We start from the raw sequence: 11,716 nt of genomic DNA on the forward strand, positions 1-11,716 counted from the left end.
ATTCTTAGATAGCATTTTTTGACATCTTAGAACTTCTTCACACTCATTGGCATTTTGACCCTGCATTGCAGAGATTCAAATCTATACGCCAAAGGCCGGACAGCCAAAACTGTCCGACCTATATACCTTTAACAATCGCCTTTGCCTGCATAAACAAAGCCGTCACACCTTGCGAGCCGGTTTATTGCAACAAACGCCGTCACGCTTTTAGGCCGGCTTATTGTAATAAAAGCCCATTTTCGCTGTTATAAAAGCTCTTTTAGCAGCTTATTCACCATACCCGGGTCAGCCTTTCCTTTCATGGCTTTCATGGTCTGTCCAACCAAGAATCCAATCGCTTTCTCCTTACCATTGCGATAGTCCTCCACGGACTGAGGATTCTTTGCGATCACCTCCTCCACCGTCCGGCGAAGGGCTCCCTCATCATTTACGGTTTTAAGCCCGTGCTCCTCCACGTACTTTTCAGGGTCAATATCCTGCGCAAACATGACCTCAAATACTTCCTTTGCAACGGAACCGTTAATCGCCTTGGCATCTACCAGTAAAATCAGTTTTGCCAGATTTTCCGGTGAAAATCCCACCTCCTCGGGATCCATACTTTTCTCCTTAAGAAGCCTTAGGGTTTCCCCCATCAGCCAGTTAGACACCTTCTTAGGCTGGCTTCCCAAGGCCACCGTTGCCTCAAATAGATCCGCCATGTGTTTACTTTCTGTGATAATCTCAATATCGTAATCGGGAATGTCAAACTCCTCTTTATAGCGGCGCATCTTATCCTCCCGAAATTCCGGCTGCTTTTCGCGTACCGCTTCCAGGAAAGCGTCATCCAGTACAATGGGCACTAAGTCCGGATCCGGAAAATAACGGTAATCCTGGGCGTCCTCCTTGCTCCTCATGGCATAGGATTCCCCCCTGTTATCATCCCATCTGCGGGTCTCCTGCACCACCTTTTTTCCTTCCTCCAAAAGGTCTATCTGCCGCTCTCTTTCCCCTTCAATGGCTCTTGCAATCGCCCGGAAAGAATTTAAGTTTTTCATTTCCGTACGAGTGCCAAACTCCTTCGCCCCCACTTCCCTTATGGACAGATTCACATCGGCCCGCATGGAGCCTTCCTGAAGCTTGCAGTCAGAAGCCCCCAAATACTGGATAATCATCCGAAGCTTTTCCAGATACGCAATCACCTCATTTGCGCTGCGCATGTCAGGCTCCGAGACAATCTCTATCAAAGGTACCCCCGAACGGTTAAAATCCACCAGCGAACAATCATCCCACTCGTCATGAATCAGCTTGCCCGCATCCTCCTCCATATGGATTTCATGTATTCCCACAAACTTCTTTCCGTCCTCCGAATCAATCTCCACCCTGCCCTTTTGACAGATTGGCAGATAAAGCTGGGAAATTTGGTAGTTTTGCGGATTATCCGGATAAAAATAATTTTTACGGTCAAATTTGCAATATCTGCTGATGGTGCAATTTGTTGCAAGCCCTACCGCCACCGCATATTCCAGTACCTGTCTGTTCAGCACCGGAAGGGAGCCCGGCATCCCGGTACAGACCGGACAGGTATGGGTGTTAGGCTCTCCTCCAAAAGCAGTGGAGCATCCGCAAAAAATTTTCGTCCTGGTGGCCAGCTCCACATGTACCTCAAGCCCGATTACTGTCTCATATTGCTTTGCCATGCGCTCCATCCTCCTTTTTGCCAAATGCACCTCTTGCCTTTTCATAAGTGTAAGCTGTCCGTATCAGTTTCTTTTCCTGAAAGCAATCTCCAATCAGTTGCAGTCCAATGGGCAGCCCCTTAGAATCGATGCCGCAGGGCATACTTAAGCCCGGCAACCCCGCTAAATTAATGGAAATGGTATAAATATCACCCAGATACATCTTGATTGGGTCGGAAAGACTCTCCCCCAGCTTAGGCGCTGTGGTCGGAGCCACCGGCCCCAAAATCACATCATATTTGGCAAAGGCCTCGTCAAAAGCCTTTTTGATCAGCGCCTTTACCTTCAGCGCCTTTAAATAATAAGCGTCATAATAGCCGGAGCTCAGCACAAAGCTGCCCAGCATGATTCTGCGCTTTACCTCCGGACCAAAGCCTTCGCTGCGGGACTTTTTGTACATATTGTGAAGTCCCTCATAGCGCTCCGTGCGGTAGCCGTACTTGATGCCGTCAAAGCGCTCTAAGTTGGAGCTTGCCTCCGCCGCCGCAATGGTATAGTAAGTGGGGATGGCATACTCCACCAGACTTAAATCAAATTCTTCCACCACAGCGCCCTTTTCTCTCAGTACCTTTGCCGCCTTTAAAACGGCTCCTTTTACCTCCGGGTCAAGGCCCTCCCCAAAATAATCTTTCGGAAGGCCAATCCGCATTCCCTTAACGTCTTCCTTAAGAGCCGAAGTAAAATCAGTGTCGTTTCTTTTTACCGAAGTGGAATCCTTCGCATCATGGGAGGAAATCACTTCCATAACCGTTGCACAGTCAGTTACATCCTTACATAAAGGCCCAATTTGATCCAGGGAAGAACCGTAGGCAATCAATCCATAGCGTGATACGGTTCCATAAGTAGGCTTTAGTCCCACCACGCCGCAGAAAGATGCGGGCTGGCGGATGGAACCGCCGGTATCCGAACCCAGGGCATAAAAACATTCACTTGCCGCCACTGCCGCCGCGCTGCCCCCGGAGGAACCTCCCGGCACATGATCCTTGTTCCATGGATTTTTTGTTACCCCAAAAGCGGAGGTTTCCGTGGTAGAGCCCATGGCAAATTCATCCATATTTGTTTTTCCCAAAATAACTGCCCCCGCACGCTGCAGATTCAGCACTGCTTCCGAGGAAAATGTGGGGATAAAGTTCCCCAGAATCTTTGAGGAACAGGTTGTAAGAAGCCCTTCTGTACACATGTTATCTTTGATGGCAACAGGCACACCTGCCAAGGGACTTTTCAATCCCCGGTTTATTTCCTCCTGCACCGCCAAAGCATTCGCAAGGGCTCCCTCCTTATCCACAGTCACATAACAATGATAAGTATCTTCTTTTTCTTCTATCTGCGAAAGAACAGTTTTTGTTGCTTCCAAAACCGTCACTTCTTTCTTTCTGATTGCTGCCGCAAGCTCTACGGCAGTCATATTAAGCAGCTCCATCGACCGCCCTCCTATTCAAATGTGCGCGGCACCACAAACATGCCATCCTTTTTACCGGGAGCATTCTTTAAGATATCCTCCCGAATATCGCCGTTTGTCACTACATCTTCACGAAATACATTCTTTACCGGGAAAACATGGCTCATGGGCTCCACGCCTTTTGTATCAAGCTCTCCAAGCTTGTCTATATAGTCCAGCATCCTTCCCATGTCCTTCTTGGCCTGCTCCTTTTCCTCCCCGGAAAGTTCAAGTTTGGCCAAAATCCCTACATATTCAATGGTTTCGTCAGAAATGATATTTGCCATCTCCCTTTTCCTTTCTACAATTTACAAATTTAATACAAGATTGCAAAACTCAGCCTTCGGCCAAACTGTTACGGAATCCGCCCAATTAAGGCTGTCGAATCGTTACAATATCTTCAAAAAATTTCTAATCATTAATTTACTACTTTTGCGGTTCGGTGTCCACTATTTTCATCACATCTTGACTGTCCGCCCGTTCTCCGGTTACTTTTCGCAGGTTAGCCAATAAACCGCTTGAAAAACAGGCGGTTTGGAAAATTAGAGTCGAAAAATGAAATGCATTATGGTAAAATCAGGTGGTAAAGAATTTTATGAAAAGAATATCATTAGAAAATAAACTATAAAGGAATCAAACGGAAATGATTTTTTTACCACACATATACCTACTGCTTATTTGGATACGGTCCCTTTCCCATTCCGCTCTTGAACGTTACAGCCCTTTAAGAGGCTTTGATTTTGGAAACTTTAAGCCCATATGGGAGACAGATGCCTCTTTTACCATACAGATTCTTCTCATTTATGGTATCTTCCTGTTCCTGGTCCATATAAGACCCTTTGATTTTATTTCTGTCACACATCGCCAAAAACAGGAACGTTTTCCCTTAAGACTGAAAATCATGAAAGGGGGCAGAAAAATTCTTCGGCTTTGTTTTTGGGGAATGGCTGCGCAGCCTTTTCTTTATCTTTTCAGGCTTTATCAATACCCTCTTTATTCCATAAGCGATAAAAAGATGTGGGTTTTATTGCTTGTGGCAGATGGCGCTTTGACTTTTCTTTTCTTCTATCTGCTGGTTTTAAATGGCTCTATCCGGATTTTATGCACCTGCCGAAGCCTCGGTGTCTGGAAAAGAGTACTGTTTTTTTGCTTTTTATGGATACCGGTTGTCCATCTTTTTCCACTGAAATACTTGAGCAAACGAGCTAAAATTGAATTGGATGCGGAGATTTGCCGTTTTGAAAACCATAAAAAGCGGGATGGCGCCATGATTTGCGCCACCAAATACCCCATCCTTCTGCTTCACGGAATCGGTTTTCGGGATCTTCAGTACTTTAACTATTGGGGACGCATTCCAAAAGAACTGGTGCGAAATGGCGCCCTTGTTTATTACGGCCACCAGGAGGCCTGGGGCACCATAGAAAACAATGGGCAGGTCATTAGAGAAAAGATAAAGGAAGTGCTTGCCCAAAACCATTGCAGCAAAGTAAACATTATCGCCCATTCAAAAGGCGGCTTAGACGCCCGTTATCTGATTTCCGGTCTGCACATGGAGGAGCAGGTAGCTTCTCTGACTACCATATCCACACCACACCGGGGCTCGGAGCTTTTGGATATCTTAAACAGACTTCCTGACGGAATCTACCATTTTATTTCCTCTCTCTTTGATAAATCCTATGCCAGATTTGGGGATTTGAACCCTGACTGCTACCACGCAAGCAAACAGCTTTCCCGTACATATTGCCAGACATTTAACGCCAAATATCCGGATTCGCCTAAGGTGTATTACCAAAGCTACGCCTCCTATGTAAAGCATCCCTTTGGGGACCCCATGCTCGGCATTCCTAACCTTCTTATGTACCTGTCGGGCGCATCTAAAAACGATGGGCTGGTAAACATTACGTCCGCTAAGTGGGGACATTTTAAAAAGACATTTGTGAGCACGGGCAGCCGCGGTATCTCCCACGGCGATATGATTGATTTAAAGAGAGAGGACTATAAGGGCTTTGATGTGATTGAAGCTTATGTGAAAATTGTGGCGGAGCTGAAAGATATGGGTTTTTGAAAATTTGATACATGCAGGGTGTGACCATATTGGTTGCTGTAAAAAACCGCTCTGGTGTTACCAACGCCAGAGCGGCCCGAAATGCTATTAACACAATGTACTGCCATCGAAACACATCAAGCACGGCTGCCTGCGGCTCATTTGCTTAATGCTGCACCGCATTCTCACTATCGGCCATCATTTCCATCAGATTAAATGGCGGCAGAATGCTGTCGATCCTCTCATACAATTTATCATCGAAATTATAGCGAATCTCACATTTTTTATCAAATATCATGGTGGGCTCCACCTCCGGCGTCACTGCCTCCCAGACAGGCAGTTCATCGCATTGGGGCTTACCTGTTTTTGCAAATGTCATAAAGGCTTCAAATATCTGCTTCTCCAATTTCTCACCAACATCCGGTATCTGGCATACTTCTACTAATTCCGTATTATGGAAAAAGAACGGAATATCGGAACAATGCCATGCGATTTTATTATGCTGTATTGGAAATTCCAGTATAAAATCATACAAATATGTACCGGCTTTCCCGCCTTTGGCATGAAGCCTTGCAAGCCTTTTGGATGGCTGCCTCATTGCCCGGTCAACCAAGAGCAAATCTGTCAGACTTTTCCCCGGATAGGTTTCTTGAAACAGCTCAATCATCTCATCCGTATGTTCCCCATATACGGCTCCAATTATTTCCTTTATCTGTTCGTAAGTCAGTTCGTTTTTATTATACCGTATGGGCATAAAAACAAATTCGCCAAACACACTTCCCACCATAACCGGAATTTCAAATGCATGTTCCCTAAATCCGTATTCCAGTGGATTCCCTTTGTAATAATCATTCACCAGCGGATTACCGCCAATATATTCACCTTTCGCCGCAACTGCCGGGCTTACCTTTTTATATGCCTTTACAAGCTCATCATATGGAACCGTTTCAAGCCTCTCCACCTGCTCCTTCGGTATGGAAAGCTCCTTTAAAATTTCCGTGACAATTGCCTGCCCGTTCCCTGTGCAGGAAGGCAAAAGCGACTTATCCCCCACACCGCTCATAATAAGCCCTTTATGGAAAAGCCCATCCGCCTCCTCAATCTGCATCAAATCCGCAACCTTCATTCCGCCGCCTGACTGTCCGAAAATCGTTACATTTTCAGAATCTCCGCCAAATAATGCGATATTTTCATGAATCCATTTCAGGGCGGCAACCATATCCGCATGGCCGACATTGCCTGAATTTTTGTACTTTTCCCCAAAGGGAGAAAGGTCAAGATATCCAAGAATATTCAGCCGGTGGTTAACCGATACCACCACCACATCCCCATTCATACATGCGTTGAATCCGTCATAAGCCACCTGTTCTATGGAAGACCCTGCAGAATATCCGCCTCCGTGCAGCCATACAACAACAGGCATTTTCTTCTCACTGTCCAAAGCCTTCGTCCAGATATTCAAATTCTGGCAATGTTCATTCTGGGGCCAGTAACGGTGCGGCACCAACAGCTCTGCGCTGGGCGTCTCCTGCTCCATGAGAGGGCATACAAATCCATAAGAACATGCGTCTTTTATCCCCTCCCACTTTGCCGCCCGCGGCATTTGGAATCTGTCCGCCTCAGCATAAGGAACACCTTTAAAAATATATTCCCCATTATAAAAATATCCTTTCAGTTTCCCACCGGTTGTCTCAAGCACCGGAACATCATCATAAAGAAATTCTTTTACCATTTCATTTATCCTCCATTCCATCAAAAATATATCGAAAAATCATTTTCCTCTGTCAAAGGTCTTCTACCGCCGCTTTCCGCCACATAATCGCCAGTTTGGGTCTCTGTCGCTAATATTTTGCTTTTTGGCGCATCACATAATCACTGATTTTTTCATCATAAGGCGGATAGGAGTAGCCCAGCTTCTGTGCTGCTTCCGCTGAGGTTTCCCTGAATAATTCCATACACAGTTCTAAAGACTCCCACATTTGCGTATAAGAGTCCATCCTATAGGTAGCCATAAGACGTTTCCATAATTCTTCCGGGATATAGCGCTCCAAAAATTTATAATTTTTGCCTAAGCTGAAATGAAACCCATGCCTGATACCTACCAGCCATGAAATCATGCGCAGCAATTCTTTACGCACAATCTCATTCATGTGGTCAATCGCAAACAAAATTTCCCGGCGGCACAGCCCCTTCACCACGTACGTCACAGTATTCCAAAACTCATTGCAGCAATCGTCAAACATTCTCTCCGTGGGCCGCTGCAAATGATAATCTATGTCGGTCGGCACCGGCGGCTTCCGAATGCGGTTATCTTTATCCAACAGCAATTTTACCAGCTTATCCCATGTGAAATACTCATCCAATAAAGAAAGCGGCAATAAAGTTAAATCTATTTTAACATCATCCTGAAACAACATCAAATAAGAAAAGCCCTCCTGCTGCGCCAAAAACAGCTCCATACCCTCCGGCTTTTGCAGGATTCGCCTTTCGCCAAATACATCCAGCCATGCGTCATCTGCCGTAAAGCTCTCCATGTCCGTAACAAAAAAAGTAATATCAAAGTCCTGAAAAGCATCCGGCGGAATATTGCTGTTGGTTCGGGAACCTTCCAAGGTTACTATGCGGATGCGATCATCCGCTTTTGCAAAGTTTAAAATAGTATCATATACCTGCTGATCTGATCTCATACTGATTCCTCATGCTTTGTTATTTTTATAATAGATTTCGTCACACCGGCTGAAAAGCAAACACCGTCACGCTTCGCAAGTCGGCTTATTGTAACAAGCGCTGCCATGCTCCGCAAGAGATTCCCAAAATGGCGCCCGGGCAATTCCATGCTCCGTTATAATAGCGGTAATCAATTCATGGCTCGTCACGTCAAAAGCCGGATTAAACACCTTTATACCCTCCGGTGCCATAGGCTCTTTATACCACATTTCCGTTACCTCCTTAGAAGGGCGCTCCTCAATTTTAATTTCATTTCCGGTAGGTGTATTTAAGTCTATGGTAGAAGTAGGTGCGCACACATAAAAAGGCACCCCATACTGTTTCGCCACGGCTGCCACTACGGAGGTTCCTATTTTATTAGCCACATCCCCATTAGCCGCCACACGGTCACAGCCCACAAACACGGCATTCACCCATCCGTTCTTCATAACCATTGCCGACATATTGTCACAGATTAATGTCACATCTATTCCACTGCTGTACAGCTCATAAGCTGTCAACCTTGCGCCTTGCAAAAGAGGCCTTGTCTCATCTGCAAAAACATGGAAATGATACCCTCTCTCCTGCCCTAAATAAATAGGCGCTGTAGCCGTTCCATACTTGCAGGCAGCAAGCTGGCCCGCATTACAGTGGGTTAGTATGCCATCTCCCGGTTTTAACAGACTCAAACCATTTTCACCAATTGCCCTGCATACCCGTATATCCTCCGCCTTAATTTCTCTTGCTTCCCTGCCGAGAATTTCTACAATTTGCGCTGTATTTTTTCCATCGGCATGCGCCTTGCTGCACACTTCGTCCATCCGGTTTAATGCCCAGGATAAATTTACGGCGGTAGGCCTGGCTGAATCAAGATACTCCTTCTGTTCTTTAAATTCCTTGTAAAAAGAATTAAAATCCGGGTTTTTCTCCGCTATCTGCCGAGCCAGCACATAAATCCCAAAAGCAGCCGCTACGCCAATGGCAGGGGCTCCACGGACTTTCAGCAGGTAAATCGCATCCCATATCTCCGTAGCCGTGTGAAGCTTTATGATTTCCGCTTTTCCCGGCAGCTTTGTCTGGTCAAGAATGACTACGCTCCCGCTCTCCTCATCCAGATCCACTGTTTCATATTCCATGATATTTTTATCCATCTTTTCCTTACCTTTCTCATTGTGTCTTTTCAAACCTCTGCATTCTCTCCTGCACCTCCAGAAAAGAATAAGTAATACAAATCCCCAGCACAAGCAGATACACCGTTTTCTCTACCCTTGCATTTATGCGTTTCCATCGCTTTTTCTGTTGCTTTTGCTTTTCCTTCTCCTTCTTTTTCCTCAGCTTTTCTTGATTCAATTCTTTTACCATACCCATCCCCTTCTCTCTGCCGCTTATAAAAACTTTATCACATCCCTAAACATTTGGCTACTTACTTGTGCAAAAACGTAAAACAAGCCTCATAATATTGCTTTTTCCCAAAATCAGTGTTATTATTTTAACGAAGTTATAAAGACGCAGCAATCACCAAATATGCATAAAAGTATGCTTATCCGGTTCTTTGTCTGCAAGAATAAAAAAAGTTTAAACAAATTATAAGAGGTGAAAACAAATGAGCAAAACATTCGCTGATCTGATTGCCAAAGTTAATGAATGCGGCACTAAAAAAGTGGCTGTTGCCGTAGCCCAGGATTCTGCTGTTCTTGAAGCAGTCAAAGCTGCCAAGGAAAGAAAAATTGCAGATGCCATCTTAGTAGGCAATGAAACTGAAATCAAGGAAATTGCATCTTCCTTAAACATGGATTTAAGCGATTTCGAAATCATCAATGTTGAAGACAAAACCGAGGCGGCGCTCACCGCAGTTAAACTGGTTCATGACGGAAAAGCCGACATGTACATGAAAGGGCTAATTGATACCAAAGGTTTCTTAAAGAGCGTTCTTGACAAAGAAGTTGGGCTCCGCACTGGTAAACCTTTATCCCATGTATGCGTATTTGACATTGAAGGCATTGATCATCTGCTTTTCTTAACAGATGTGGCATTCATTCCTTACCCCACTTTGGAGGATAAGGTAAACATCATCCACAATACACTTGAAATCACCAGTGCCTGCGGCATTGAAAATCCTAAGGTTGCTCCCCTTGCAGCAGTTGAAGTTATCAATCCTAAAATGCCTGCTACCGTAGAAGCCGGAGAACTCACACAGATGAACAGGGACGGCAAGATTACCGACTGTATCGTTGACGGACCTTTATCTTTGGACCTTGCCATCGACCCGGAGGCAGCCAAGCACAAAGGAGCTACGGATAGGGCCATCCAGGGCGATGCCGATATTTTACTTTTCCCTGACATTCATGCCGGGAACCTGGTTTACAAATGCCTGGTACATACTGCCAAAGTGGTCAACGGAAATATCCTTACAGGGACAAAAGCACCTGTCATCTTAACTTCTCGTTCCGATGACTTTGAAACGAAGGTAAATTCCATCGCTTTGGGCGCTGTAGTTGCTGAGGCAATGTCCAAAAACCAGTAACAGCCCAGACGGCTGAATCATTACAAAAGTCAACATGACCGGCTGTAATTTTACAATTTCTAATCATACATATTTGGAGGAAAAGAAATGTCCGTAAAGAGTTTAATTATCAATCCCGGTTCCACCTCCACCAAAATCGGTGTATTCGAGGATGAAACCCTTTTATTCGAAGAAACCCTTCGTCATTCCACAGAAGAAATCGCACAGTATGCTTCTATCGTAGACCAGAAAGATTTCCGTAAACAGATTATTCTTGACCTGCTTAAGGAAAAGGATTTTGATATCCATTCCCTGCAGGTAATCGTTGGACGCGGCGGTATGTTAAAGCCCATTCCCGGCGGTACCTACGCTGTAAGCGATGAGCTGTTAGCCGACTTAAAGGTTGGCGTACAGGGACAGCATGCTTCCAACTTAGGGGGAATTCTCGCAAGGGAAATTGCAGATTCTATCGGTGTTCCCTCTTATATTGTGGACCCAGTGGTTGTGGACGAATTGATGCCTATTTCCAGATACTCAGGTGTTCCCGAGCTGCCCCGCACCAGTGTATTCCACGCACTGAATCAGAAAGCAGTTGCAAAGCGCTATGCAAAGGAACAGGGCGCTGCCTATGAGAGCCTGAACCTAATAGTTGTGCATATGGGCGGCGGCGTTTCCGTGGGTGCCCATGAGCAGGGGCGTGTAGTTGATGTCTTCAATGCCTTAGACGGCGATGGCGCTTTCTCCCCTGAAAGGGCAGGCGGCGTTCCCTCAGGCGCACTGATTAAAATGTGCTTTTCCGGCCAATATACGGAAAAAGAGGTTTACAAAAAATTTGTAGGCGCAGGCGGCTTCAATGCTTATTCCGGCACAAATGATATGCGTGATGTGGAAAAGATGGTTCAAAACGGTGACGAAAAAGCTGCAGAGGTACGCGAAGCTTTCATCATGCAGGTTGCAAAGGACATCGGCTCCATGGCATGTGTGCTGAAGGGAAAGATTGATCAGATTATTATTACCGGTGGAATCGCTTACGATAAAGTAGTGGTAGCGGGCTTACAGGAACGGGCAGGCTTTATCGCTCCCATCACCGTATATCCCGGCGAAGATGAGCTTCTTGCTCTGGCGCAGGGCGCTCTCCGGGTCATGAACGGCGAAGAAAAAGCTATGGTATACTAATATAATAAACAAGGCTATTTTACGCTGGCGCGCTTCGCAGCCGCTTGGCTCATTGCCGGCGGAAATAAAAGCAGCTGCAAAATCCAGGTTTTGCAGCTGTCTTTTTTATACCCCGAAGCCGCGCAAAGGAAATA

At 45.6% G+C, this 11,716-nt stretch carries 10 protein-coding genes; 3 read left to right on the top strand and 7 right to left on the bottom strand.

Going from position 1 to position 11,716, the window contains the following annotated elements; genetic code table 11:
• Positions 1–245 precede the first annotated feature (245 nt).
• The 3 genes from gatB to gatC are packed head-to-tail and all read right to left on the bottom strand — an operon-like array spanning position 246 to position 3,440.
• A complete protein-coding gene (gatB, locus tag D5281_RS07325; protein ID WP_160559517.1) occupies positions 246–1,676 on the bottom strand; it encodes an Asp-tRNA(Asn)/Glu-tRNA(Gln) amidotransferase subunit GatB in 1,431 nt (476 codons plus the stop codon).
• Positions 1,660–3,135: an Asp-tRNA(Asn)/Glu-tRNA(Gln) amidotransferase subunit GatA gene (gene gatA / locus D5281_RS07330; RefSeq protein ID WP_160559518.1), complete on the bottom strand. Its 1,476-nt coding sequence runs from the start codon at positions 3,133–3,135 to the stop codon at positions 1,660–1,662. Before gatA ends, gatB begins: the two co-directional genes overlap by 17 nt.
• 11 nt (positions 3,136–3,146) lie before the next feature.
• Positions 3,147–3,440, bottom strand: coding sequence for an Asp-tRNA(Asn)/Glu-tRNA(Gln) amidotransferase subunit GatC (gene gatC / locus D5281_RS07335; protein WP_160559519.1), 294 nt, complete (start codon positions 3,438–3,440; stop codon positions 3,147–3,149).
• Positions 3,441–3,796: 356 nt separating this feature from the next.
• Here gatC and D5281_RS07340 point away from each other — a divergent pair, with 356 nt between their 5' ends.
• Positions 3,797–5,218: an esterase/lipase family protein gene (locus tag D5281_RS07340; RefSeq protein ID WP_160559520.1), complete on the top strand. Its 1,422-nt coding sequence runs from the start codon at positions 3,797–3,799 to the stop codon at positions 5,216–5,218.
• A 145-nt stretch (positions 5,219–5,363) separates the two neighbouring features.
• On the opposite strand, the gene D5281_RS07345 is transcribed toward D5281_RS07340, so the two are convergent.
• The 4 genes from D5281_RS07345 to D5281_RS07360 form a co-directional block, all read right to left on the bottom strand.
• Positions 5,364–6,929, bottom strand: coding sequence for a carboxylesterase/lipase family protein (locus D5281_RS07345; RefSeq protein ID WP_160559521.1), 1,566 nt, complete (start codon positions 6,927–6,929; stop codon positions 5,364–5,366).
• A gap of 109 nt (positions 6,930–7,038) precedes the next feature.
• Positions 7,039–7,884, bottom strand: a complete 846-nt coding sequence (gene ant(6) / locus D5281_RS07350) for an aminoglycoside 6-adenylyltransferase (protein ID WP_160559522.1) — start codon at positions 7,882–7,884, stop codon at positions 7,039–7,041.
• Between the two features lie 66 nt (positions 7,885–7,950).
• On the bottom strand, positions 7,951–9,039 hold the full coding sequence (gene mtnA, locus D5281_RS07355; RefSeq protein ID WP_160559581.1) for an S-methyl-5-thioribose-1-phosphate isomerase: 1,089 nt from the start codon (positions 9,037–9,039) through the stop codon (positions 7,951–7,953).
• Positions 9,040–9,070: 31 nt separating this feature from the next.
• On the bottom strand, positions 9,071–9,265 hold the full coding sequence (locus D5281_RS07360) for a hypothetical protein (protein ID WP_160559523.1): 195 nt from the start codon (positions 9,263–9,265) through the stop codon (positions 9,071–9,073).
• 241 nt (positions 9,266–9,506) lie between these two features.
• Between D5281_RS07360 and ptb the strand changes: the two genes are divergently transcribed.
• Together ptb and buk are read left to right on the top strand one after the other, a co-directional pair.
• Complete coding sequence (gene ptb / locus D5281_RS07365; RefSeq protein WP_160559524.1) at positions 9,507–10,427, top strand: phosphate butyryltransferase; 921 nt, start codon at positions 9,507–9,509, stop codon at positions 10,425–10,427.
• Positions 10,428–10,514: 87 nt separating this feature from the next.
• Complete coding sequence (buk, locus tag D5281_RS07370) at positions 10,515–11,582, top strand: butyrate kinase (RefSeq protein WP_160559525.1); 1,068 nt, start codon at positions 10,515–10,517, stop codon at positions 11,580–11,582.
• Positions 11,583–11,716: the final 134 nt, after the last annotated feature.

It is taken from the genome of Parablautia muri (assembly GCF_009917485.1).
Lineage (GTDB): Bacteria > Bacillota > Clostridia > Lachnospirales > Lachnospiraceae > Suilimivivens > Suilimivivens muri.